A 24,401-nucleotide genomic window follows, 5' to 3' on the forward strand; every position below is an offset into this window, starting at 1 on the left:
AGAAAAGTCATAGCGTGTTGTTTTAGGAAGTTCAATTTGCCTTGGCGGACGCGGAGAAGATTCCGCCCCGCCTCAGGTTACCAGCCCGAGACGGAACGACATGGCAACGACATGTTGCCGGTTCTTCGCGTTCAGTTTGTCCTGAATACCATTCATGTACCAGTCGACGGTGTGGTTGGAGATCTTCAGGATCTTGCTGATCTCGTTGGAAGTCAGCCCGTCGGCCAGGTAATTCAACACTTCCATCTCGCGCCGCGTCATGCGCGTATCGATCGGCTTGACGGCTTCGCCGGCATCCGCGTCCTTGAACTCGACGAGACGCCAATAGGCCTTCTTCGCCACCGCATCGAAGAGCGCGATTTCGGTCGGCGAGAGGTCAACCGGACGCCCGCCGACGGTCATGTTGCCGAGCAAGCCGGTCCGCCCGTGGACCGGGAAGATATAGCCGTCGAGCAGACCGAACCGCATGCTGTCACCCAGCATGCGCTCCATGCGCTTGCGGTGCGGATCGGCGCGGAAGGCATGAAGCGCATCGCGCCAGCGGAAACCCGCCTGCGCCTGGCCGAGATAGCGGATCGTCGGATCGATCAGCACGTATTTCTTCGCGATGTAGAGCTGCGGCCACCCTTCGGGCCACTCACCGGTCAAGACAAGCTCCATCGGATTCTCGTCCGGCTTGGGCTGCCGGACCACGCCATAATACTCAAAACCATAGGAACGGATGAGTTTTTCCAGCTCTTTGACGACCTCCGCCGCCGAGCGGCACTCATCGACAACGACCAAAAAATGCAGCAATTGATTGATGTTCACAAAAGTCTCTCCAAAATGCGCGGCTAAAATACCATTAAAAAGCCACGAGCAGCGGTTTTTTCAACCACCCGGAGCAATATGAACATTTATCGTCAAATTGCGTTATGGGAAGCTTAAAGCAGGACGGTCGAGTCTGGCATGCCGGAACCTCTCTTCAGGTGGAGGATGCACTCCCATCTTGCGGAGCAATGGCTGTGGTATTAGGCATCCAGCGACCGACAGACCACCAGCAGATTATCCTGCCCCGGCTGGCACGGTGAACGAACGAAGGTGACGCGACTTGTCTCTGCTCCAGGTCTATTTCAAGGCTCTGACCTACCTTGCCCGCTACAGGCTGAAGGTTTCGCTCGTCGTCATCGCCAACGTCGTTCTCGCCGTCATCACGATTCTTGAGCCGATCCTCTTCGGCCGCATCATCGACGCCATCTCGGAAAAGCGCGACGCAACGACGATCCTGATCGCCTGGGGCTGTTTCGGCGTCTTCAACACGGTCGCCTATGTCCTCGTCGCGAGACAGGCGGACAGGCTTGCCCATGGTCGACGCGCCGATCTGCTCACCGATTCCTTCGCCAAGATCATCTCCATGCCGCTCAGCTGGCACCACCAGCGCGGCACGTCGAACGCCCTGCACACGTTGCTGCGTGCCGGTGAAACGCTCTTCGGTCTATGGCTCGAATTCATGCGCACCCATCTGGCAACGGCCGTGGCGCTCGCATTGCTGATTCCGACCGCCTTCTCGATGGATGTGCGCCTCACCTCCGTCCTGATCGTCCTGGCCGTTCTCTATGTCATTATCGGCAAGACGGTGATGAACCGCACCAAGGAAGGCCAGGCCTCCGTCGAGAGCCACTATCACACGGTCTTTTCCCATGTGAGCGACTCGATCAGCAACGTTTCCGTCCTGCACAGCTACAACCGTATCGAGCTCGAAACTCGTGCCCTCAAGGAATACACGACCAAGCTGCTGTCGGCACAGTATCCGGTTCTTGACTGGTGGGCTCTCGCAGGCGCGCTGAACCGCATTGCGTCGACCCTGTCGATGCTGGTGATCCTTGTCATCGGCACGCTGCTCGTCCAGCGCGGTGAACTCAAGGTCGGCGACATCATCGCCTTCACCGGCTTTGCCGGCCTGCTGATCGCCCGCCTCGATCAGATGATCACCTTCGTCAACCAGATCTTCGAGGCGCGCTCGAAGCTCGAGGACTTCTACAAGCTGGAAGACGCCGTCCAGGAGCGGGAAGAGCGTGCAGGCGCTGCCGATCTGAAGCCGGTCAAGGGTGATGTCGAATTCCGCGATGTCTGCTTCGACTTTGCCTCGACGACCCAGGGCGTGCGCGACATCTCCTTCCATGTGCGCGCAGGCCAGACGGTCGCGATCGTCGGCCCGACGGGTGCCGGCAAGACGACCCTCATCAACCTGCTTCAGCGGGTCTACGATCCGCAATCCGGCCAGATCCTGATCGACGGACAGGACATCGCCAAGGTGACGCGCAAATCGCTGCGCCACGCCATCGCGACGGTCTTCCAGGATGCCGGTCTTCTGAACCGCTCGATCAAGGACAATATCCGCCTCGGTCGCGAAGAGGCGACGGAAGAGGAAATCATCCAGGCCGCCGAAGCCGCCGCCGCGACCGACTTCATCGAAAGCCGGATGATCGGCTACGACACCCATGTCGGCGAGCGCGGCAACCGCCTCTCCGGAGGCGAGCGCCAGCGCATCGCAATTGCCCGCGCCATCCTGAAGAACGCGCCGATCCTCGTTCTCGACGAGGCGACCAGCGCGCTCGATGTGGAGACCGAAGCCCGGGTGAAGCAGGCGATCGACCGGCTTCGCCAGAACCGCACGACCTTCATCATCGCGCACCGCCTCTCCACCATCCGTGAGGCTGATCTCGTTGTTTTCCTCGACCACGGCCGGATCATCGAGATGGGCAATTACGACCAGCTGAGCGCGCTCGGCGGCCGCTTCAGCTCGCTGCTGCGCACCAGCGGCCTCTTGAAGGAAGAACCGAGCCCGGTGATCTAACCCTCGGTCGCTCAAAGCACGTTGAGAGTGTCGAGCACCTGGGCCGCATGCTTGCGGATGGCATCCTGCTTGAAGGGGTCCATGCGCCGCCAGGTCGCATACATGTTCGAAAGCCGCGGATTGCGGGCAAGCTTTTCGGTGTTGCGATCGAGAAAATCCCAATAGAGCGCATTGAACGGACAGGCGCGAGGCCCCGTCGTCAGCTTGGGATCATAGCGGCATCCACCGCAGAAATTGCTCATCCGGTCGATGTATTTTCCGCTCGCCGCATAGGGCTTGCTCGCCATGAGCCCGCCATCGCCATAAAGAGCCATGCCGAGCGTGTTCGGCAGTTCCACCCATTCATAGGCGTCCGAATAGACGGCCAGATACCACTCGCAGACCTCTGCCGGATCGATCCCGGCCAGCATGGCGAAATTGCCGGTCACCATAAGCCGCTGGATGTGATGCGAATAGGCATGCTCGATCGTGTCACTGATTGCGCCCTTCATGCAAACCATGTCGGTCTTGGCCGTCCAGTACATCTGCGGCAGCGGGCGTGCGGCCGAAAGATGATTGCGTTGCGCATAATCGGGCATCTCGGTCCAGTAGATGCCGCGCACATATTCGCGCCAGCCGAGGATCTGGCGGATGAAACCCTCGACCGCATTGAGCGGCGCAAGCCCCTCGAACCATGCGGCTTCCGCACGACGGATGACATCAATCGGCAAAAGCAAACCGGCATTCACGTATGAGGAGATAAGCGAGTGATAGAGATACGGCTCGCCCTTCACCATCGCGTCCTGGTAGTCGCCGAAATTGGGCAGGATCTCGTCGATGAACTGCTGCAGCTCCATCTCCGCCTGGTCCGAAGTCACGGCATAGTGGAAGCTGTCGAGTGAGCCCATATTGTCGGCAAACCGTTCCTCAACGAGTGCCAGTACGGATTTTGTGATTGCATCCTTGGCATGGCTGATCCGCCTTGGCCCCTTGAGCCCCTCGGCAGGCGGCTTGCGGTTGTCGGCGTCGAAATTCCATTTGCCCCCGACAGGCTCCTCACCCTCCAGCAGCACCCGATGCCGTCTGCGCATGTCGCGGTAGAAATACTCCATCCGCAACTGCTTGCGGCCCTTGCGCCACTGCCGGAAATCTTCGATCGAACAGAGGAAGCGATGATCTTCGCGGATCTCGACGGGTACGCCGAGATGTGTCTCCCAGCCCCGCATCTCCTCCGCCAGACGCCATTCTCCGCATTCGGTGGCGACGATGGAGGAGGCTCCGCTCTCGGCAATCGCCCGGGCAAGTTCACCCCTCAGGCTCTGCGTGTTCTCAGGGTCATCCAGCGTGACGTAACGCACCTGGAACCCCTTCTCCCGCAGCGCCTCGGCGAAGTGCCGCATGGCGGAGAAGAGGAAGGCGATCTTCTTCTTGTGGTGCTTCACATAGGTTGCTTCGCTCATGACTTCCGCCATCAGCACGAGCGAGCCCTGCGGATCGGCATCGGCAAGCGCAGACAGCGAATGGCTGAGCTGGTCACCGAGCACGAGATGGATGCGCGATGCTTTCACCATTCGATCGGCTGACCGTCATAGGCGAAGAAACCGCCCGTCTGCGCCGGCTCCAGACGGTCCAGCACCGAGAGCATCATGGCCACGCTTTCCGCCGGCTGGATCCGGTCATGGCCCTTGGAGAACCCGCCTGAAAAGCCGGTATCGACCGTCCCGGGATGCATCGCGACGACCACACTTTTCGGCCGGAGGCGAGCAATCTCGATCGCCGACGTTCGGGTGATCTGGTTGAGCGCTGCCTTGGCGGAGCGATAGGAAATCCAGCCACCGAGCTTGTTGTCCCCGATCGAGCCCACGCGTGCCGAGAGCGTCGCAAACACGCTCTTGCCTTCATTGGAGAGAAGCGGTGCAAAGTGCTTTAGCGCCAGCGCCGGGCCGATGGCGTTCAACGCAAATTGCGCCGCCATCACGTCGCCCTGGATCGCCTTGATGGTCTTTTCTGGGCCATTGCCATTGATGACGAGCGCGCCCGTCGCACAGAGGATGAGATCGAATTTCAACCCCGCATCGGAAAGCCGTGCAGCCGCAGCGCCGACGGCGCCATCATCCGTAATGTCGAACCCGTCGCGGCTTCGCGACAACTCCGTCACGCTGCCGCAGGCGGGATCGGCTTTGATGGCTGCGGCAAAGGCACCGCCGATACCACCGCTGGCTCCCAGCACGAGGGCACGGTAACCGGGGTTGAGGGACGTCATTCCGGAAAAGGCGGACATCTTGATCTCCTGCAGGTCTGTGTTTTCCAATACGGCGGACAGCAAGACCGGATCAGGCGCAGATTGTCTCAGAGGCGCTCGATGGCTCCGTCGAAGATAGGCATCGATCCGGCGTCGATATCCATCAGTCGGCAGACGAGACCGGCGATTTCTGTCTGCGCAAAAGGCTGATCTCGCTCCAGCCGGAAGCCGATCGTATAGAACGGAACCTCGGTCTCCTCAGGCGTCGGTCCGGCATGATTGCCGTCATCACCCATGCCATGATCCGCGGTGACGATGACGGTGTAACCGGCCTCGACCCAGCCTGGCAGGTGGCGGGCGAGCAGATCGCCCTGTGTCCGGGCCGCGTTGCGGTAACCGACACTGTCGCCCCCATGCTTGTGGCCCGCGTCGTCGACATTCATCGGGTGGAGCAGGAGAAAATCGGGCGCCCTGGAGCGGACGAGCCATTCGGCATCGGCAAAGAGATGGCTGTCGGGATAGGCGTCATCCCAGTAGAACAGGCCATGCGTGATGTCCCCGCTTCCATCGACGAGAAGGCGATCGCGATACCGATCGAACGGGCAGGAGACATAAAGCTCCGATACCCAGTGATAGGCGGCCGCAGCCGTCACGCCGCCATGCGCGCGCACCCGGGCGAAGAGATTGTCACCCACCGACCGCCGCACCACGCCATTGCTGACCACGCCGTGATCCACGGGCTTTCGGCCGGTCAGCAAGGTTTCATAGAGCGGTCGCGACATGGCCGGCAGTTCGCAGGTGAGCTTGCGCACATCGGCGCGGCCGGCTGCGACGAGCCCTTCCAGATAGCCGAGACAGGTACGGGCCGCGTCGTAACGCAGCCCGTCGAGAATGATCAGGATCACTTTGTTCATGGCGCGCACCATGCCACGCGATCCATGAAAGGCAAGCGACAGCGCCTCAGATGATTGGCTTGCCGCCGGTCACTGCGATCGTCGCTCCGGAAACGTAGCTGGAGAGCGGATCGGCCAGCATCACATAAGCCGTCTGCAACTCCGCCGGCTGGCCCGGGCGCTGCATAGGCACCTGCTTGCCGAAGTTCTTCACCTTTTCCTCCGGCATGGTCGACGGAATGAGCGGCGTCCAGATCGGACCGGGAGCCACGGCATTGGCTCGGATCTTCTTTTCCGCCAGCATCTGCGCCAGCCCGGCGGTGAAGTTCTGGATCGCACCCTTTGTGGTCGCATAGGCGAGAAGATTAGGGCTCGGGCTATCCGAATTGATGGACGCCGTGTTGATGATCGAACCGCCATTCGTCATGTGCGGCACTGCAGCCTTGGTCAGATAGAACATCGCATGGATGTTGACGCGGAAGGTGAGTTCCCACTCTTCATCCGGGATCTCGGTGATGTCTTCGAACGATGCCTGATGGGCGGCATTGTTGACCAGGATATCGACGCCACCGAGTTCGCGGACCGCCGTGTCCACGATCTCGCGGCAGTGATCGGCATTCTGGATGTCGCCCCGAACCAGCACCGCCTTGCGGCCGGCTTTTTCCACCCACTGGGCGGTATCCTTCGCGTCCTCATCCTCTTCGATATAGGAAATCAGGACATCGGCACCTTCCCGCGCATAGGCAATCGCCACAGCACGGCCGATCCCGCTGTCGCCACCGGTGATGATCGCCTTCAGGCCCTCGAGCTTTCCGGAGCCCTTGTAGCTGTCTTCGCCGTGATCAGGCCTCGGATTCATGTCGGCAGTCCGGCCCGGCATGGGGACCTTCTCCTGCGAGAACGGCGGTGTGGGATAATCGGCCATGTGTTCGTCTCCTCGTGTGGGGTTCGAGGGTCAAACCGGTGAGCCATGGATGAGTTCCGAACAGATCCGGCCGGAACGGAAAGGGCCGGCATGACGCCGGCCCCGAGTGAAGTTCCAATTTCAGACCCGCCAGGCGGCCACCGCCTGCGGTTTCAGCACGCGCTCGCCAAGCACCGGCTCCGCCCCTGCAGGCAGCGCCCAGTCTTCCGTTCCGTAGTTGAAGGCGAAGACGAGATCGCCGCGGCGACGGATACGGATGAAGTCGGGCACGCGGAGCGTCGAAACACCGGCCTTCTTGGTGGCCAGTTCCAGCACCTCAGCCAGCAGCCCGGCATCGGCCCAGCAGGCGAGATAGAGCACATTGCCTTTCTCGGTCAGCGCCGGATCGCCATTGTCGAAGGTGGCGAGCACCGACGCCGACGTCTCCACATATTCGCGCCAGCGGATCGCGTAACCCGAAACCGCACCGGAGACGCCATCAGAGAGACCCGGACGCAGGGAGGAAACCTGAACGACACGATTGCCCGTCAGTGCGCCGAGAGGACCCGGCGGCAGGTTTTCCGGGATGCGGAAATTGCGGTCGCGCGAACCCGTTCGCGCGCCGATCACGACGACACCCTTGGCCTTCTCAAGCTCAGCGCGTGCCGCTTCGGTCACTTCCGTCATGCAGGGCACGACAACAAGCGGATAACCCTCGAGCGAGGCACCCGGGCGGACGAAATCGACGTTCAGGCCAAGATGGCGAAGGGCCTCGTACCAGCGGAAGCAGAGCTCTTCGTAACGGAAATCCTTGCCCTGCGGCTGGATCATCGTCGACCAGTAGCTCTGGTAGTCGAAGACCAGCGCCACGGGTGCTTGCTTCGTCTCGGGAAGCGCGCCGAGAGCAAGGAGCTCCTCCGAAACCTGCATGGCTTCCTTGCCGCCCGGCGACCACTCGTCGAGGCCCGGCAGGTTCAGACCCGCATGCATCTGTTCCTGCGCGAAAGGTGCCTGGCGCCAGCGGAAATAGCTGACGACGTCGGCCCCATGCGCGAACGCCTCCCAGGTCCACAGACGCACCATGCCGGGCTTCGGCACCGGGTTCCACGGCGCCCAGTTGACCGGACCCGGCTGCTGCTCCATCACCCAGAAGCGACCCTTGCCGACGGCGCGGTAGAGATCGTGGTGATAGGGCGCGATATCGGGATGCGAGGTTTCGGCCCAGCGATTGCGCTCTTCCTCGGTAAAGGGGAACTTCTCAACGAAGCCGATCGGATAGCTGTCCCAGGAGGCCAGATCGAGATTGTCGCCGACCTTGAAGTGGTCGAAGTCGGACACGAAGCCCATGAAGTTATGGGTGATCCAACGGCCGGGCGAATGCTTGCGGATGATCTCGCACTGCGTCTTGTCGTAAGCCGCGACCTGATCCGAATGGAAGCGCCAGAAGTCGAGACGCGTCGCCGGGTTCGGCTCGGTCACCGTCAGGTTCGGCAGCGCAACGTCGTCGAAGCTCGAAAGCTCCATCGACCAGAAAACCGAACCCCAGGCTTCGTTCAACTGGTCCGTCGACTGGTAGCGCAGCCGCAGCCAGCGCTTGAAGCTCTTCAGATCCTCCGGCCCCCAAGAGAGCGTGGTATCGTGACAGCCATATTCATTGTCCGTCTGCCAGCCGACAATGCCGGGATGGGTCCCGTAGCGCTCGGCGACGATCTCGACGATCCGCGCGCTTTCCTTCCACCAGGTCTCCGATGAGAAGGTGTAGTGACGCCGCGAGCCGAAGCCGCGCGGGCGGCCCTGCTCGTCATAGGGAATGATATCGGGGCATTCGTCCACCAGCCACTTGGGCGGGGTCGCGGTTGGCGTGCCGAGCACGACCTTAAGGCCCGCTTCATGCAGCACGTCGATCGCCCGGTCGAGCCATTCGAAGGTGAAATTGCCGCGCGACGGCTCCAGACGGGACCAGGCGAATTCACCGATGCGCACGAAGGAAATGCCGAGTTCGCGCATCCGGCGCGCGTCGGTTCGCCACCGGCTTTCGTCCCAGTGTTCCGGATAGTAGCAGACGCCCAGCATTATCGTGTCAGATCCCCATTGATGACGGCCTTGCCGTCCTTGTCGAACAGATGGCAGGCCTTGGCATCGATGCCGAGGCGCAGCGTCTGGCCGGGCTTCTCGCTGGCGAGACCATCGGCCTTCACAGCAAGCTCAGAGCCATCGGCAAGCGTGACGAAGAACAGCGTTTCCGACCCCAGATATTCGGCGAGCTTGACGGTTGCCTCGATGACAACATCGCCCTGGCCGGTTGCATCGATATGCTCGGGTCGAATGCCGAAGGTCAGGTCGCCGGCCGGAACGCTCGCGCCTTGCGTCGGGATCGAGATCTCCGCCCCGGGCAGGCGCACCACGGCAACACCGTCGGCAGTCGAGGCCTGAACCTTCAGAAAATTCATCTTCGGCGAGCCGATGAAGCCGGCAACGAAGAGATTATTCGGGCGGTGATAGAGTTCGAGCGGCGAACCGACCTGCTCGATCTTGCCGGCCGACAGCACGACGATTTTATCCGCCATGGTCATGGCCTCGACCTGGTCGTGGGTCACGTAGATCATCGTCGCCTTCAGATCCTGATGCAGCTTGGAAAGCTCGGTCCGCATCTGGACGCGCAGCGCCGCATCGAGGTTCGACAGCGGCTCGTCGAACAGGAAGACTTCCGGATTGCGGACGATCGCGCGACCGATCGCGACACGCTGGCGCTGGCCGCCGGAGAGCTGGCCGGGCTTGCGCTGCAGGAGCGGCTCAAGCTGCAGCATCTTGGCGGCAACGGCAGTGCGCTCCGCAATCAGCGCCTTGGGCTGACCGGTCATCTTCAGACCGAAGCCGATGTTTTCCTCAACCGTCATGTGCGGATAAAGTGCATAGGACTGGAAAACCATGGCAACGCCGCGCTCGGAGGGGCCGATGCTGGTCATGTCCTGACCACCGATCGCAAGCGAACCGGCGGTGATGTCTTCAAGGCCCGCAATCATGCGCAGAAGCGTGGACTTGCCGCAGCCGGAGGGGCCGACGAAGACGCAGAACTCGCCGTCCTTGACGTCGAGATCCACACCCTTGATGACGCTGAGCGCGCCGAACTGTTTCTTGACGCCACGCAGGCTCACGTCAGCCATGGGTCTTGCCTCCCTTGATCGGTTCGAGTTCGAGGAGAAGTGCACTTTCCGGCATCAGCATCGGCAGCGGCAGGCCGGCAAGGCCGGCACCGGAAAGCGCGAAACTGACACCGCCGGAAAGCAGCGCTTTCTGCCCCTTGGAGATACGGATGAATTGTGGTTCTGCCGGCAGCACGGTCTTGATCCGCCACTGGCCACCGAACTGGGTCACGTGATCGGGCAGACGCAGCGGTGCTGGCTGTTCGCCTACCATCTGCGGCCCCTGAGCGACGATCACCACGATCTTCTCGTCCGAAGCCGCACCCCAGACATAACGGCCGTCGATCGGCTCCATGCGGAAACTTGCGCCCGGCGCGTGGAAGAGATCGCGTAGCCGCTTGTAGGTCTCGATATAGACCTTGAGTTCGTCGCGCTCCTCATCGGTGAGTTCGAGCGGGTTCAACTCCACACCGAGATGATAGGCGATGGCGACCAGCGCCCGGAAGGTCAGCGTATGGCGGCGACCGGTCTGATGGTTCGGCGAGGCCGAGATATGGCTTCCGAGAATTTCCGGCGGCACGAAGGCGGACGCGCCGCGCTGGATTTCCAGCCGCTCCAGCGCATCCGTGCAATCGGACGTCCAGACGCGATGGGTGCGCTTCAGGGCGCCGTAGTCGATACGCCCGCCACCGGAGGCGCAGCTTTCGATTTCGACATCGGGATGGGCCGCACGAACGCGGTCCATCAGTGCATAGACGGCGCGGGTCTGGGCTGATGTTTTCGCCTTGCCGTCGCAACCGGCCGCATGCGTCAGGTCGCGGTTCATGTCCCACTTGATGTAGGAAACGGCAAGGCTGGACAGCACCGCATCGATCTTGCCGAAGAGATAGTCGGAGACCTCCGGACGCGTCAGATCCAGTACCAGCTGAGTGCGTGATTCCAGGATAGGGCGACCCTCGATCGTCAGCGCCCAGTCGGGATGCGCCTTGTAGAGCTCGGACACCGGGTTCACCATCTCAGGCTCGAACCAGATACCGAACTGCATGCCAAGCCCGGTCACGTGATCGACCAGCGGCTTCAGACCATCAGGGTACTTGCGCGCATCGATATCCCAGTCGCCGAGGCTCGTGGTGTCGTTGTCACGCTTGCCGAACCAGCCGTCGTCGAGCACGAAGCGCTCGATGCCGAGCTCGGCTGCGGCTGTCGCCTGGGCTTTCAGCGAGTCCATCTGGTGGTCGAAGTAATTGCCTTCCCAGGTATTCAGCGTCACCGGACGGGGCGTCATCCGGCCGCCCGGCCAGCTGATCAGCTCCTCGCGTACGAAGGCGTGGAAGTCTTCCGTATCCGCACCGGCATAGGCAACCGGGCTCTCATAGCTTTGACCCGGACCAAGCACAATCTCGCCCGGCTCGAACAATTCGCCGAGATGCACGAGGCGCTGTCCATCATCGGTCCGGTCGATCACCATCTGATGGTTGCCGCTGAAGCCGAGCGTCACGCCGAAGATCTGGGTCTCGCTCTCGATGAACAGCATCGGAAAGCGATCATGCGAGGTGCGACCGCGGCGGTTCTCCTGGATCCAGGTGCCATTGCCGAGAAGCTCGCGCCGCGTCTGGAATTCGCGACCCCAGATGCCGGTGAAGCTCATCACCTGCAGGTCGCCAGCCGGCGCGAGGAAGGTGCCCGCCATGCAACGATCGAGCTGATAGTCCGTCTCGCCGCGATTGGTCAGCTTCGTTGCCATGGAAATCAGGCCGGACGGATGGGCCGTCAGCGTGATTGACAGCGCCAGCTTCGACACGGAGTCGAGACCGGCAAGCACGGTCTGGTTCTGATCCCGGAAATATTCCCACTGACCGAACTGGGCGACGAAATCGCGCCCGCCGCGATGTCCGGCAATCGCCGGCCAGCCGAAGAAACCCATGCCGCCTGTCGGCAGAAGTACAGAGGAGGGTACGGCCACGTCCATGCCGTTGACCCGGCTCGACCGTTCGATCTCGAACAGCGGATCGGCTTCCGCAGGCTCCGCCCCGAAGGAGATGATTTCCGGCATGCCGAGTTCCGGCAGGCGCAGGCTGAGTGCCAGTTGCCCCGAGTCGATGGTGATAATCTTGCTGGTCATCCCTTGGTCGCTCCGAGTGTGAGGCCAGCGATGAAGTGGCGCTGCATGAGGAAGAACATGGCGACCGGCGGCAGGGCCGCAACGATCGATCCGGCGGAAACGAGATGCCAGGCGGCAACCCACTGGCCGTTCAACGAATAGAGGCCAGCCGTGACCGGCATGGCATGCTGGCCCTGCACCAGGACCGTTGCCCAGAAGTAGTCGTTCCAGACGAAGGTGAAGATCAGCACGGACAGCGCCGCGATCGCCGGACGCATCAACGGCAGCACGATATAGCGGAAGATCCGCCATTCGGAGACGCCTTCCACGCGCGCCGATTCAATCAGCGCAAAGGGCAGGCCCTTGATGAAATTGCGCATGAAGAGCGTGCAGAAGCCGGTCTGGAAGGCGACATGGAAGAGCACGAGACCCATGGTCGTGTCGTAGAGCCCCGCGCGCAGCGTCATGTCGCGCACCGGAACCATCAGGATCTGGAACGGAATGAAGTTGCCTGCGACGAACATGAAGAAGAGGACGAGATTGCCCTTGAACTTGTAGACCGCGAGCGCAAAGCCCGTGAGGCAAGAGAGCGCCACCGCGCCGATCACCGTCGGGATCGTCACCTTGAACGAGTTCAGGATGTAATAGCCGATCGGCGAGTTGTTGAAGACCGCCGAATAGTTCTCGAAGCCGGCAAAGCCCGAGGGGATCCCGAAGTAATTGCCCGCGGCGAGGTCGCCTGCCGGGCGAACCGAGGTCACGGCCACGCCGATCAACGGCAAAAGCCAGAGGAAGAGCGCGACCGGCAGCAGGATCTTGTAGGCCGTCTGCGCAAAGGGCGAGGCCTTCTGGATCGGAGTGGGGAACATCAGGCGTTCCTTTCCTGGGCGAGTATGCGGACGATGAAGAGCGAGATGAAGACCATCATGATGAGGAACAGCACGACAGCGATCGAGGCGCCGTAACCCATGCGGAACCCGTATTCCGAGAGCGCCTGCTCATACATGAAGTAGGAGAGCACCTGGCTCGACCCGTAGGGCCCGCCGGCGGTCATGATGGATACGAGGTCGAAGGAGCGCAGCGAGCCAATCACGGTCACGACCATGGCGATGAAGGTCGCCGGCGCAAGCTGCGGCAGGATCACATACCAGAGCAGCTTCAAACCCTTGGCGCCATCCATGCGCGCGGCTTCCACCTGCTCCGGATTGATGTTGTTGAGACCTGTCAGATAGAGGATCATGCAATAGGCCGTCTGCGGCCAGAGACCCGCAACGATAATGCCGTAGGTGACGTAGCGTTCGTCGGCCAGCACGGCGATCTGTTCGCCGAACAGCATTTCCGTGAGCTTGGCGAACAGGCCGAAATCCGGCGCGTAGAACCAGGTGAACATCAGACCGACAACGACCTGGCTGATCACAAAGGGGAAGAAGAACAGAGATTTGTAGAGCCGGATCCCAGCGACGGTCTGGTTGAGAAAGAGGGCGACAGCGAGACCCGCCGGGATCGACAGCAGATAGAGCACCAGCCAGATCACGTTGTTGGACAGCGACGTATAGAAGGCATCGTCATCGATGAGCTCGGCATAATTGCCGAGGCCGATCCAGGTCATGGCGCCGAGACCGTCCCAGTCATGAAAGCTGATCCAGATCGACTCGAAGATCGGCACGAGCACATAGATCAGGAACATCAGCATGCCGGGCGCCAGGAACAGGAAGGGCGCAAGCGTCTGCTGGTTTCGCTTCCAGAAACCGGACGACGAAGGAACGGTGTTGCTCATGGCGGCACCTCTGAAGGTCAAGGGAAACGGCAACCGGATGCCATGGGCCCAGGGAGACCCACAGCACCCGGCGCAGGGAGCTCTAGTGTTTACTTGTGAACGCGGGCGCGAACCTTTTCGAGGCGCTCGAGGATCGCATCGAGGCGGTCAGGCTTGACCATGAATTCCTGGAAGCCTTCCATACCAGCCTTTGCCATTTCGGCATTGGCATCGCGATCGTAGAACTGCGCGAGCGCATAGGCGTTCGACAGCATCTCGAAACCGGCATTGAGGAATGGATCCGCCGGCTTTTCAGCCTGGTTGTTGACCGGCAGCTGGCCGAGCGTCGCGTTCATCTTGGTCTGCGCTTCCGGCGAAGCAAGATAGGCGAGGAACTTCTTCGCATCTTCCTTGTTCTTCGCGCCCGACGGGATGTGGAAGGTGTCGGTCGGCGCTTCCTCGGCCATCGGGATACCGGCCGTGATTTCCGGGAACTGCATGAAGCCGATCTGGTCTTCCGTCAGACCGCCGTCCTTCATCGTGGCAACGGCAAAATTGCCCATCAGATACATGGCGGCCTTGCCCTGCACCATCTGCGGGATAGCATCCTGCCAGTCGATCGCGGCATGGTTTTCATTGAAGTAGCCGGCATTGACGAGCTCGCCCCACTTCTCGAACACGGCCTTCACGCGCGGATCGGTGTAGGGAACCTTGCCCGAGGTCAGCTCCATGTGGAACTCATAACCGTTGACGCGCAGGTTCAGGTAATCGAACCAGCCGCCCGTCGGCCACAGGGCCTTGGTGCCGATGGTGATCGGCGTGATGCCGGCAGACTTCAGCTTCTCGCAGGCAGCCAGGAATTCCGCCCAGTTCTTCGGCGGCTCGATGCCCTGTTCCGCGAAGATGTCCTTACGGTAGTAGATGCCCCACTGGTAGTAGGTGTAGGGCACGCCCCACTTTTTGCCATCGATGGTCATCGAGGCAGACGCCGACTTCAGCTGGTCGTTCAGGCCATTGGCGTCCCAGACATCCGTGACGTCTTCGAACAGACCAGCCTTGACGAAGGGCTCCATGCGGTTGCCGGCATACCATGCGGCGACGTCAGGCGCATCGGCGGTCAGGAAGTTGCGGATGGCGGACTTGTAGCCTTCGTGGTCGAAGTTGTTCCACTTCACCGTGATATCGGGATTGGCCTTCTGGAAATCGGCGATCAATTCTTCCATCGCCTTTTTCGGCGCCGGATCGGAATGGTCGGAATTGAGAACGATTTCACCGGCGAACGCGGTAGACGACAGAAGGGCTGCACCCAGAGCAAAGCTGCTCAGGCTTTTGAAAAAGGTCATGTTTTCCTCCCTATGACCGTTATGCATCGCATTGCGGAGCTTGAAGCCCCGGATCCCACCGGAGCGGAATTCCCAGCTCTGCTTGATCATCCGATTCAAACCCGTAATAATCTACCGAGTTTTCACCGAACTTTTCCGGGATCCTAAGATTTGGAACATGTGAAGCCGCTGTTGGAGGACGAATCGGTCCCGGTTCACCCGGATCACGACCCACGCCACCCGCTGGTCATCTTCGGCGATCACCGCTTTTGTGCTGGCGAAAATCTGACGGTCCAGCGCATGGCAGGCCCGCACATGCACAGCCAGATCGAACTCAACTTCGTGCTGACAGGCCACATGACCTACTGGTTCGACGGACGCGAACTGACGGTCGACGAAGGACGACTCTGCCTCTTCTGGGGCATGATCCCGCATCAGGTGATCGACCGGCAGGAGGGCACACGTTTCGTCTGCCTATACGTGCCGATGTCGGTCTTCCTTGGCCTTGCGAACTTGAGCCGCTTTCGGGATGCGGTCTTCCGCGGCGCCATGATCGAAGCGCTCGAAATCCGCTCCTGGGACCGGGATATCTTCCAGCGCTGGCGGGAGGAACTCCTGGCCGGCGACGAGAACCTGACCGAGATCGTGCGCAACGAGTTGACGGCGCGGGTTCTCAGGATCGAACGCGACGGCTGGCGGGATCTGCGCGAGGAAGGCTCGGCGATCGCCAGCTTCAGCGCCAATGACAGCGAGCGCGTGGAGCACATCGAACGCATGCTGCGCTTCATCGCCGAGCACGCCCTGGACAGCATCTCCGCAGAGGACGTCGGCAATGCGGTAGGCCTGCATCCGAACTATGCGATGTCGATCTTCAAGCGCGCCGTCGGCCACACGATCAACCAGGCGATCGTGCGCCATCGTCTCGACACGGCCCAATCGCTGCTGATTTCGACCGATCTGTCGATCACCGACGTCGCCTTCGAAAGCGGCTTCGGCTCAGTCTCCCGCTTTTACGAGGCCTTCAGCGAACGCTTCGTCGAAAAGCCCACCGCCTTCCGGCGGCGCATGCGCTCGAAAGGCCAGCCACCGGCCTGATGGCCGGCTTCAGCGACCGGCAATGGCCGAGAGCTTCGGCATGGCGACCCCGGGACACCAGTCCTTGAAACCGATGATACGGCGGACGATCTTTTCCGCGTGGTTGCCGGCAATGTCGCGCAGCCGGTGGTCGAGGGTGGGATTGCGGAAACGCTCGAGCGTGGTCGCGACATAGACTTCCGCCTCGTCGCCCAGACCATGTTGGCGAAATCCCGGAACGACCTCTTGCGCATAGATCGCCTCGAGCTCTGTGCGGATCGCGGCATCGGCAAGGATCTCTTTCACACATTCCGCCTCGGGTCGTGCGTCCTTCAGCCAGCGATCGGCCAGGACCGTATGACCGAGATTGAGGATGTGCAGTTTCAGCCGCTCGTAAGGTGTCAGATCATCGACCACCTTGATTGCAGGATGCTCGCAAGGGATGGTCAGCCCCGGCTGCCGCTCGATCGCCCAGAGCGCATAAGGCTCCGCCACCGCGCCTGCCGGCTCGATCGGCTCCGACACGATGCGATCGACCAGCGTATTGCCCCAGATGACCCGCTCCGACAGCCAGAACACGAAGGTCGCGTCGGGAACATGGCGGCTCGCAAGGTCCACGATCAGATCCCGCAGCACCTCGCCATTCCGCGAGATGAGCTCGCAGGGCAATATCGTCAAGGGCATCGCGCCGCCGCGGAAGCGCGCGTGGAGAAGTGCCAGCAGTTTCATCGGAAAGGAGCGCGGGACCCCGTCGACGCTGTCCCCTTCGATCAAGGCATATCCCTTGTCTCCGGTATTGCTGAGCACAACCCTCGCCTCTTCGACGAAGATCCGCCTGACCTCGGCCCAGTCGCTTGAGGTCGAGAGCGATCGCGTTACCGATCGAACGCGCAGCTCCCGCTCGACCGGCCGCCCCTCCTCCAGCCCCCGGATGATCACCGGAAAACCTTCGGGCGCCGACAGGGCTCCGATGCGCCCGGCGCGCGCCGGATCACCCGACGTCTGCACCACAGTGATGGGTCCCAGTGCCTTTCCTGCCTCCATGGCCTCGCTGACGAAGAGGTCCGCATGTGCCTGGAGAAATCGGCTCGTGCCGAATTGCAGGATGGGCGTGCTCATGGTCAGGCGATCTCCTGGATGGATTGCAGCAATGTCTCTCGAGCGGACTTCAAATGCTGACGGCAGGCCTTCTCGATCTTGGCCGGATCCCGGGAGAACAGTGCCCGGGTATAATCGAGATGCTCCTCCAGCGCCCGCTGGTTGCGCGCCCGCGCGTTCGTCTTGTTCCACTGATAGTGGTAGTGAAAGACGATCGAGATGATGTCGTAGAAATCGATGATGAAGCGGTTGCTCGAGGCCTTCTGGACGAGCAGGTGGAAGCGCTCGTCGAGCTCCGAAAACTCGGTATAGCGGTTGTCGATATCGGCCAGCAGCGCGTGATGCTGGGCTTCCACCGCCTTGAGCTCCGCCCAGGCCGGATGATCTTCTGCCAGATGCACGAAGGCTGCTGCCGACCGCAGTTCGAACATCTCACGCACTTCGGTGAGTTCCAGCGCAAATTCGCGAGTAAAGCCCTTGAGCACCCAATGGCTGTTGGGCCGCTTCTCGATCAGGCCGAAGCGGCTGAAACGAATGAGGAATTCCCGAACGCTGGTCGTGCCGATACCGATCTCGCGGGCGAGCTCCAGCTCGTTGATCTGCATGCCCGGCTGAGCCCCCCCGGCCAGGATCCGCCGCATGAAGCTGCGCTCGATGATCTCCGAGAGCGAGTTCGTTTCTTCGTCCGGAAAATAATCGGCCTGTTCCGGCCGGCGCAGCACGGTCTTCGAGCGCTTGTCCCAGGCAACAAGCCCCACATCGCCGAGCCGCGTTAAAACCGCGCGCACGGTCGTCCGGCTGACGCTGAGCAAACCGCCGAGTTCCGGCTCCGAGGGAAGCGTGTCCGTTTCCTCGATCAGCTTCAGCGTGCGGTTGTAGGCATCCTTGAAGACGGTGTTCTGCTTGGCCATGGCCCTGCCTGAATGTTTCTTGGTCTAGCGTGTCGGTATTCTGCCTCTTGGCGCAAGACGCAGCCGCGCGCAATGAAAACCACCGATTGCGGTCTCCCTGCTTCCTTTGACGTTGAGCTTCTCCTCCCGCGCCCTCGTCGCGTAAATTGTTCTTTATCGATATCATACCCATTGACGAGCAACTGTCTATTGCCGATAAAAGACAAAACACAGAATCCGGTCTGGCCGGACGCATGGGAGAAACATCGGGTGTCGAAACCAGCCTGCATCCTGCTGTCGCAGGACGATAATGTTGCCGTGACCACTGTTGCGATCGAGGCGGGGTATGTCCTGCCCGGTGGCGCCGCAGCTTCGGCCAAGATCGATCCCGGCCACAAGGTCGCTGTCCGCGCCATTCATAAGGGCGAACCGGTCGTCAAATATGCGCAGGCCATCGGTCGCGCGACCACGGACATTGCGGCCGGCGACCACGTCCATTCCCACAATCTCGCCTTCGATGAAGACCGCCTATCGGTCAGCGGACTTGCCCCCCCCGAAGCCGCAACAGCAGCCGACAAGGGCCGTACCTTCATGGGTTACCGACGCGCCGATGGCCGCGCTGCGACCCGCAACTATATCGGCATCATTGCCAGCGTGAACTGTTCCACCACGGTCTGTCGCGCCATTGCGGATGCAGCGAACCGCACTATCCTACCACATTACGAGGGCATCGACGGCTTCGTGCCGATCGTCCACGACCAGGGCTGCGGCATGAGCTCGACCGGCGACGGCATGCGCACGCTGCATAGAACGATAGCCGGCTACACAAGACACGTGAATTTCGGCGGCGTGCTGATGGTCGGCCTCGGCTGCGAAGTGAACCAGCTCACGCTGTACGGCCAGAGCGGCGCCGGCGCCTCCAAGCGCCATTTTAACATCCAGGATGCTGGAGGCTCGCGCCGCGCGGTAGAAAACGCCCTTGCGATCCTCAAGGAAATCGCGGCCGAAGTTGGCACGCTCCGTCGTGAGCCGATCTCCGTCAGCGAGATCATCGTCGGCCTGCAATGCGGTGGTTCGGACGGCCTCTCCGGCATCACCGCCAATCCGGCCCTCGGCGTTGCCGTCGATATCCTGGCCGGTGCCGGTGGCACCGCCATCCTCTCCGAGACCTCCGAAATCTACGGCGCCGAACATCTCCTGCGCAGCCGTGCCGTCAACGAAGAAGTCGCCGTCAAGCTCGATGGGCTGATCTCCTGGTGGGAAGCCTATGTCGCCCAGCATGGCGCATCGCTCGACAACAATCCCTCGCCTGGCAACAAGAAGGGTGGCCTGACCACCATTCTCGAAAAGTCGCTTGGTGCCGTCGCCAAAGGCGGACGCTCGCCGCTGACCGCCGTCTACAATTACGCCGAACGCGTCACCGAACACGGCCTCGTCTTCATGGACACGCCTGGCTACGATCCCGTTTCGGCAACCGGCCAAGTGGCCGGCGGCGCCAATGTGATTGCGTTTACCACCGGCCGCGGCTCCTGCTTCGGCTCGCGCCCCGTGCCCTCCATCAAGCTGACCAGCAACACCGCCCTCTACAATGCGATGGAAGAGGACATGGACATCGACTGCGGCGTCATCGCCACGGGGGATGCCAGCGTCTCCGGGCTTGGCCGCGACATTTTCGATCTGATCATCGAGACCGCCTCGGGCAAGAAGACTAAGAGTGAGCTCTTCGGCTACGGCGACAATGAATTCGTGCCGTGGCACCTCGGTGCCACGCTCTGACCTCGACAACAAGGATCCGGATATCAGCATGAAGACGAGACGCATCGGCAAGACCGCCCTCGAAGTGACCGAATACTCCTTCGGCACGGCTCCGCTCGGCGGCCTCTACCGGCCCTGCCCCCGCGATGTCGGGATCGCCACGCTGCAGGCGGCCTGGGATCACGGCATCCGCTATTTCGACACCGCCCCCCATTACGGCTTCGGCCAGGCCGAGCGCTATGTCGGCGACTTCCTGCGCGACAAGCCGGAGGACAGCTATGTGCTCTCCACCAAGGTCGGCCGCCTGCTGGCGCCCGTGCCGAAGGACCAGATCCCGAATGTTGGCTTCGTCGATCCGCTGCCCTTCAAGCTGGTCTACGACTATAGCTATGACGGCATCATGCGCTCGGTCGACTTCAGCTATGCCCGCCTCGGCCTGAACCGCATCGACATCCTCTATGTCCATGACATCGGCGTCTATACCCATGGCCGCGCCGTCAACGACCACTACGTCAAGCAGCTCCGCGACGGCGGGTACAAGGCCCTCGACCAGCTGAAATCCTCGGGCGCCATCAAGGCCTTCGGTCTCGGCGTCAACGAAGTCCCGGCCTGCCTGGAGATGATGGCCGACATCGATATCGACGTCATCCTCATGGCCGGCCGCTATTCGCTGCTCGATCGCTCCGCTGTCGAAGAATTGCTGCCGCTCTGCGAAAAGCGCGGCACCTCCATCACCGCCGGCGGCGTCTTCAACTCCGGCATCCTGGCGACAGGCGCCGTACCCGGCGCCCATTTCGACTACACCCCCGCAACAGACGAGGTGCTCGCCAAGGTGCGCGCCATGGAAGACCTGGCAAAGCAGGCCGGCAAGCCGCTAGCCCAGTTCGCCATGCAGTTCCCGCTGCATCATCCGGTGGTCGCCTCCGTCATCATCGGCACCGCGAAGCCCGAGAGCCTCAACCGCAACATGGCGCTGACGACGGAGGAATTGCCGGCATCCGCCTTCGCCCCCTTCGAGGCGCATACGCTGGTCGCACCGCCGCTCGGCGATGACGCGGTCCGGGAATAGGAGCAGATCATGCTGAAAGGCATTCACCCCCTGCTCGGTCCCGACCTCCTGCACGCCATCGCCACCATGGGCCACGGCGACGAGATCGTGATTGCCGACGGCAATTTCCCGGCCTCGACCATGGGCCCGCCGGTCATCCGGGCCGACGGCGTCGGCGCCGTCGAGATCCTCGAGGCGATCCTCGCCCACATGCCGCTCGACCAGTTCGTCGAGGATGCCGCCTGGCGCATGCAGGTCGTCGGCGATCCGCATGCCGTCCCGGAAATCTGCGCCGAGTTCCAGGCGATGATCACGAGGCTCGCTGGCGATTTCCAGCTCGAAAGCCTCGAGCGCTTTGCCTTCTACGAACGGGCGCAGACCGCGGCCTATATTGTCGCGACGACCGAATTGCGGATTTACGGCAACATCATCCTGAAGAAGGGCGTCGTCTATCCCGAGGAAATTCACCGGGTCTGAAAGGGCCCGGAATGCCCTGAGAACAAGGGCGAAAGAGGTTTGGAGGAGACCGCTTTTGCCTGCTTGCAATCTCCAGAATGCTGGAGTAGCGTGCCTCGATAAAATGTTTTTTATCGATAAAGATCGTCCTGGTTGCGTTCTGCGGGCCGATCTAACCGGAGGAACAGGACGCGTTGAGAGGAGAACCCACAATGACCATTCTGAAGAGCATGACTCGCCGCGCCCTGATGGGGATCGCTGGCGCCGCAATGATGACATCGATGATGCCGGCCATGTCCTATGCCCAGGATGTGACCATCCCGATCATCGTCAAGGACACCACGTCCTTCTACTGGCAGATCGTGCTCGCCGGCGCCCGCCAGGCCGGCAAGGACCTCGGCGTGAACGTGTCGGAACTGGGCGCTCAGTCCGAATCCGACATCAACGGCCAGATCAGCATCCTTGAAAACGCCGTCGCCGGTGGCCCGGCGGCCGTCGTCATCTCGCCGACCGAATTCAAGGCGCTCGGCAAGCCGATCGACGAAGCCGCGAAGTCCGTTCCGATCATCGGCATCGACTCCGGCGCAGACTCCCAGGCCTTCACGTCGTTCCTGACCACCGACAACGTCCAGGGCGGCCGCATCGCCGCTGATGGTCTCGTTGCCGCGATCAAGGCAGCGACCGGCAAGGAAGAGGGCGAAGTCGCCATCATCACCAGCCTGCCGGGCGTCGGCTCGCTCGACCAGCGTCGTGAAGGCTTCCTGGACCAGATCAAGACCAAGTATCCGGGCATTCAGGTAACCGTCGACCGCTTCGCCGACGGCCAGGCAACCACCGGTCTGAACATGATGACCGACCTGATCACCGCCAACCCGAACATCGTTGGCGTCTTTGCCTCGAACCTGATCATGGCGCAGGGCGTCGGCCAAGCGATCGCCGAAAACAAGCTCGGCGACAAGATCAAGGTCATCGGCTTCGACTCGGATGAGAAGACCGTCGGCTTCCTCAAGGAAGGCGTTCTCGCCGGCCTCGTCGTCCAGGATCCGTACCGCATGGGCTATGACGGCGTGAAGACCGCGCTTGCCGTGTCCAAGGGCGAGAAGGTCGAGACCTTCGTCGATACCGGTGCAAACCTGGTGACCCAGGCCAACATGGCGGACCCGAAGATCGACGCCCTTCTGAACCCGAAGGTCAACTGATCGAGACTTCGGCACGCGCGGCCTTCGTCGCGCGTGCCGAAACGGAAACGGCAGGCGCGGGAGGCGTCGGCCGCTTTCATAGACTGACGGGAGGAATGACATGACTTCACTGCACGATGTGAGCCACCGGCACGACAATCAGCCCGAGCTGATGGAAACCGACCGCATTCCGCCGGGAACGCCGATCCTTGAACTCGTCGGCCTGCAGAAGAAGTATGGCGCCGTCGAGGCCCTGAAGCCCGCGACCGTCACCTTCCTCGCCGGAGAAATTCACGCCATCGTCGGCGAGAACGGCGCCGGCAAATCCACCCTCATCAAGCTTCTGACGGGCGTCATTCCGCGCACCGCGGGCGAAATCCGCTGGTGCGGCAAGCCAGTTGCGCTCGCGACCCCCAACGAGGCTATTCAGCGCGGCATCAATGCCGTGCACCAGGAAGTCGTTCTCTGCTCGCATCTCTCCGTCGCCGCCAACATGTTCCTCGGCGACGAGATGTCATCAGGTGGCATCATGCGCCAGCGCGCCATGACACAGGCTGCGCAAAACGTCCTCGACGACCTCGGTTTCAATCTTCCCGCCGGCGAGATCCTCGGCAACCTGACGATCGGTCAACAGCAGCTGATCGCCACCGCCAAAGCAGCGATGCGCGGTATCCGTTTCATAATCTTCGACGAACCAACCGCCTATCTGACACGCCAAGAATCAGCGCAGCTCTTCCGCCTCATCCGCCGCCTGCAGTCGGAAGGCGTCACCATCGTCTACATCAGTCACCGCATGGAGGAAGTCTTCGAGCTCGCCGATCGCGTCTCGGTCCTGCGCGACGGCACCCATGTCGGCACCCGCCTGATCAGCGAGACGAACGATGCCGAGCTGATCTCGTTGATGATCAACCGCTCGATCGAGCAGATCTACCACAAGGAAAAGCTGCCGATCGGCGCGACCATCCTGGAAACGAAAGGCCTGTCCGGCCCCGGCTTCTCGGATGTCTCGCTGACCGTCCGCTCGGGCGAGATCGTCGGCCTCTATGGCCTGATCGGCGCCGGTCGCAGCGAATTTGCGCTGGGCCTCTACGGTCGCCACAAATGCAGTGCCGGCGAGGTCTTCTGGGACGGCAAGAAGGTCGTCATTGACACCGAACGCAAGGCCATGGATCTCGGCATTGCGCTCGCCCCCGAAAGCCGCCGCGACCAGGGGCTGTGCCTCAACCTGCCGATCGGCCTCAACATCAACCTGCCGGTTTTCGGCCGCTTGAGCCGTGGCCTCACCATCAGCCCGAAACTGGAAGCCGGAAACGCCGACAAGCAGATCAACGATCTGAAGATCAAGACTCCAACCCGTGCCGTGCTGGCGTCTGCCATGTCCGGCGGCAACCAGCAGAAGATCGTCATCGGCAAGTGGCTGAGCCATGGCGCACGTCTCTTCATCTTCGACGAGCCGACCGTCGGCGTCGATGTCGGCACGAAGGCCGAAATCTACCGCCTCTTTGCCGAGCTCCTGAAACAGGGAGCGGGCATCATCCTGATCTCGTCTTACCTGCCCGAGGTTTATGAACTGGCGGACCGGCTGCATGTCTTCCGCCAGGGCAGGCTGGTAGCAACCCACGGTTACCGGACCGCCTCGCACGAGGATGTGCTGACCGAGGCGATCGGCGTCTGAGACGAGATGCCCTGAAGAACAAGCGACATGAAAAGACGACTGGGAGGACAC

Annotated in this window: 20 protein-coding genes; 7 read left to right on the plus strand and 13 right to left on the minus strand. The window is 61.7% G+C overall.

Going from position 1 to position 24,401, the window contains the following annotated elements; genetic code table 11:
• Nucleotides 1-72: 72 nt before the first annotated feature.
• Complete coding sequence (locus M1E12_RS18260; protein ID WP_310242718.1) at nt 73-810, minus strand: LuxR family transcriptional regulator; 738 nt, start codon at nt 808-810, stop codon at nt 73-75.
• Between the two features lie 280 nt (nt 811-1,090).
• Here M1E12_RS18260 and M1E12_RS18265 point away from each other — a divergent pair, with 280 nt between their 5' ends.
• Nucleotides 1,091-2,836, plus strand: a complete 1,746-nt coding sequence (locus M1E12_RS18265) for a glucan ABC transporter ATP-binding protein/ permease (protein WP_479562822.1) — start codon at nt 1,091-1,093, stop codon at nt 2,834-2,836.
• A gap of 11 nt (nt 2,837-2,847) precedes the next feature.
• Here M1E12_RS18265 and M1E12_RS18270 read toward each other — a convergent pair whose 3' ends face one another.
• The 10 genes from M1E12_RS18270 to M1E12_RS18315 form a co-directional block, all read right to left on the minus strand.
• Entirely contained in the window at nt 2,848-4,386 is a 1,539-nt protein-coding gene (locus M1E12_RS18270) for a cryptochrome/photolyase family protein (RefSeq protein WP_479562823.1), read from the minus strand.
• Nucleotides 4,380-5,096, minus strand: coding sequence for an SDR family oxidoreductase (locus tag M1E12_RS18275; RefSeq protein ID WP_479562824.1), 717 nt, complete (start codon nt 5,094-5,096; stop codon nt 4,380-4,382). Before M1E12_RS18275 ends, M1E12_RS18270 begins: the two co-directional genes overlap by 7 nt.
• Before the next feature lie 68 nt (nt 5,097-5,164).
• On the minus strand, nt 5,165-5,971 hold the full coding sequence (locus M1E12_RS18280) for an alkaline phosphatase family protein (protein ID WP_479562825.1): 807 nt from the start codon (nt 5,969-5,971) through the stop codon (nt 5,165-5,167).
• Between the two features lie 46 nt (nt 5,972-6,017).
• A complete protein-coding gene (locus tag M1E12_RS18285; RefSeq protein ID WP_479562826.1) occupies nt 6,018-6,875 on the minus strand; it encodes an SDR family oxidoreductase in 858 nt (285 codons plus the stop codon).
• A gap of 120 nt (nt 6,876-6,995) precedes the next feature.
• Entirely contained in the window at nt 6,996-8,927 is a 1,932-nt protein-coding gene (locus M1E12_RS18290) for a beta-galactosidase (protein WP_479562827.1), read from the minus strand.
• Nucleotides 8,927-10,018 carry an ABC transporter ATP-binding protein gene (locus tag M1E12_RS18295; protein WP_479562828.1) on the minus strand — a complete coding sequence of 364 codons (1,092 nt, stop codon included), beginning with the start codon at nt 10,016-10,018 and terminating at the stop codon, nt 8,927-8,929. The genes M1E12_RS18290 and M1E12_RS18295 overlap by 1 nt, the downstream gene beginning before the upstream one ends.
• Complete coding sequence (locus M1E12_RS18300) at nt 10,011-12,119, minus strand: alpha-galactosidase (RefSeq protein WP_479562829.1); 2,109 nt, start codon at nt 12,117-12,119, stop codon at nt 10,011-10,013. Before M1E12_RS18300 ends, M1E12_RS18295 begins: the two co-directional genes overlap by 8 nt.
• On the minus strand, nt 12,116-12,967 hold the full coding sequence (locus tag M1E12_RS18305) for a carbohydrate ABC transporter permease (RefSeq protein WP_113458995.1): 852 nt from the start codon (nt 12,965-12,967) through the stop codon (nt 12,116-12,118). Before M1E12_RS18305 ends, M1E12_RS18300 begins: the two co-directional genes overlap by 4 nt.
• Nucleotides 12,967-13,875, minus strand: a complete 909-nt coding sequence (locus M1E12_RS18310) for a carbohydrate ABC transporter permease (protein WP_479562830.1) — start codon at nt 13,873-13,875, stop codon at nt 12,967-12,969. Before M1E12_RS18310 ends, M1E12_RS18305 begins: the two co-directional genes overlap by 1 nt.
• Before the next feature lie 89 nt (nt 13,876-13,964).
• Nucleotides 13,965-15,197 (minus strand): ABC transporter substrate-binding protein, encoded by a 1,233-nt coding sequence (locus tag M1E12_RS18315; protein ID WP_310242701.1) that lies wholly within the window; start codon nt 15,195-15,197, stop codon nt 13,965-13,967.
• A 150-nt stretch (nt 15,198-15,347) separates the two neighbouring features.
• Here M1E12_RS18315 and M1E12_RS18320 point away from each other — a divergent pair, with 150 nt between their 5' ends.
• Nucleotides 15,348-16,271: a helix-turn-helix domain-containing protein gene (locus tag M1E12_RS18320; RefSeq protein ID WP_113458997.1), complete on the plus strand. Its 924-nt coding sequence runs from the start codon at nt 15,348-15,350 to the stop codon at nt 16,269-16,271.
• 9 nt (nt 16,272-16,280) lie between these two features.
• Here M1E12_RS18320 and M1E12_RS18325 read toward each other — a convergent pair whose 3' ends face one another.
• Both M1E12_RS18325 and M1E12_RS18330 read right to left on the minus strand, forming a co-directional pair.
• Nucleotides 16,281-17,369, minus strand: a complete 1,089-nt coding sequence (locus M1E12_RS18325) for a mannitol dehydrogenase family protein (protein WP_479562831.1) — start codon at nt 17,367-17,369, stop codon at nt 16,281-16,283.
• Between the two features lie 2 nt (nt 17,370-17,371).
• Nucleotides 17,372-18,259, minus strand: coding sequence for an FCD domain-containing protein (locus tag M1E12_RS18330; RefSeq protein WP_479562832.1), 888 nt, complete (start codon nt 18,257-18,259; stop codon nt 17,372-17,374).
• Nucleotides 18,260-18,508: 249 nt separating this feature from the next.
• Here M1E12_RS18330 and M1E12_RS18335 point away from each other — a divergent pair, with 249 nt between their 5' ends.
• The 5 genes from M1E12_RS18335 to M1E12_RS18355 all read left to right on the plus strand — a co-directional run bounded on the left by M1E12_RS18335 (nt 18,509) and on the right by M1E12_RS18355 (nt 24,350).
• Nucleotides 18,509-20,014, plus strand: a complete 1,506-nt coding sequence (locus tag M1E12_RS18335; RefSeq protein ID WP_479562833.1) for a UxaA family hydrolase — start codon at nt 18,509-18,511, stop codon at nt 20,012-20,014.
• A gap of 28 nt (nt 20,015-20,042) precedes the next feature.
• Nucleotides 20,043-21,062, plus strand: coding sequence for an aldo/keto reductase (locus M1E12_RS18340; RefSeq protein ID WP_113459181.1), 1,020 nt, complete (start codon nt 20,043-20,045; stop codon nt 21,060-21,062).
• A 9-nt stretch (nt 21,063-21,071) separates the two neighbouring features.
• The gene (locus M1E12_RS18345) at nt 21,072-21,518 is read left to right on the plus strand and encodes an RbsD/FucU family protein (protein ID WP_479562834.1); all 447 of its coding nucleotides are present in this window, start codon (nt 21,072-21,074) and stop codon (nt 21,516-21,518) included.
• 191 nt (nt 21,519-21,709) lie between these two features.
• Entirely contained in the window at nt 21,710-22,696 is a 987-nt protein-coding gene (locus tag M1E12_RS18350; RefSeq protein ID WP_479562835.1) for a substrate-binding domain-containing protein, read from the plus strand.
• A gap of 100 nt (nt 22,697-22,796) precedes the next feature.
• Complete coding sequence (locus M1E12_RS18355; RefSeq protein ID WP_479562836.1) at nt 22,797-24,350, plus strand: sugar ABC transporter ATP-binding protein; 1,554 nt, start codon at nt 22,797-22,799, stop codon at nt 24,348-24,350.
• The last annotated feature ends 51 nt before the right edge of the window (nt 24,351-24,401 follow it).

It is taken from the genome of Rhizobium sp. K33 (assembly GCF_056501445.1).

What these genes read in the sequence shown, in the direction of transcription:
- M1E12_RS18295 (WP_479562828.1), bottom strand. Translation starts at nt 10,018, where the DNA reads ATGGCTGACGTGAGCCTGCGTGGCGTCAAGAAACAGTTCGGCGCGCTC.
- M1E12_RS18330 (WP_479562832.1), bottom strand. Translation starts at nt 18,259, where the DNA reads ATGGCCAAGCAGAACACCGTCTTCAAGGATGCCTACAACCGCACGCTG.
- M1E12_RS18310 (WP_479562830.1), bottom strand. Translation starts at nt 13,875, where the DNA reads ATGAGCAACACCGTTCCTTCGTCGTCCGGTTTCTGGAAGCGAAACCAG.
- M1E12_RS18315 (WP_310242701.1), bottom strand. Translation starts at nt 15,197, where the DNA reads ATGACCTTTTTCAAAAGCCTGAGCAGCTTTGCTCTGGGTGCAGCCCTT.
- M1E12_RS18290 (WP_479562827.1), bottom strand. Translation starts at nt 8,927, where the DNA reads ATGCTGGGCGTCTGCTACTATCCGGAACACTGGGACGAAAGCCGGTGG.
- M1E12_RS18305 (WP_113458995.1), bottom strand. Translation starts at nt 12,967, where the DNA reads ATGTTCCCCACTCCGATCCAGAAGGCCTCGCCCTTTGCGCAGACGGCC.
- M1E12_RS18345 (WP_479562834.1), top strand. Translation starts at nt 21,072, where the DNA reads ATGCTGAAAGGCATTCACCCCCTGCTCGGTCCCGACCTCCTGCACGCC.
- M1E12_RS18275 (WP_479562824.1), bottom strand. Translation starts at nt 5,096, where the DNA reads ATGTCCGCCTTTTCCGGAATGACGTCCCTCAACCCCGGTTACCGTGCC.
- M1E12_RS18325 (WP_479562831.1), bottom strand. Translation starts at nt 17,369, where the DNA reads ATGAGCACGCCCATCCTGCAATTCGGCACGAGCCGATTTCTCCAGGCA.
- M1E12_RS18350 (WP_479562835.1), top strand. Translation starts at nt 21,710, where the DNA reads ATGACCATTCTGAAGAGCATGACTCGCCGCGCCCTGATGGGGATCGCT.
- M1E12_RS18300 (WP_479562829.1), bottom strand. Translation starts at nt 12,119, where the DNA reads ATGACCAGCAAGATTATCACCATCGACTCGGGGCAACTGGCACTCAGC.
- M1E12_RS18270 (WP_479562823.1), bottom strand. Translation starts at nt 4,386, where the DNA reads ATGGTGAAAGCATCGCGCATCCATCTCGTGCTCGGTGACCAGCTCAGC.
- M1E12_RS18285 (WP_479562826.1), bottom strand. Translation starts at nt 6,875, where the DNA reads ATGGCCGATTATCCCACACCGCCGTTCTCGCAGGAGAAGGTCCCCATG.
- M1E12_RS18355 (WP_479562836.1), top strand. Translation starts at nt 22,797, where the DNA reads ATGACTTCACTGCACGATGTGAGCCACCGGCACGACAATCAGCCCGAG.
- M1E12_RS18340 (WP_113459181.1), top strand. Translation starts at nt 20,043, where the DNA reads ATGAAGACGAGACGCATCGGCAAGACCGCCCTCGAAGTGACCGAATAC.
- M1E12_RS18280 (WP_479562825.1), bottom strand. Translation starts at nt 5,971, where the DNA reads ATGAACAAAGTGATCCTGATCATTCTCGACGGGCTGCGTTACGACGCG.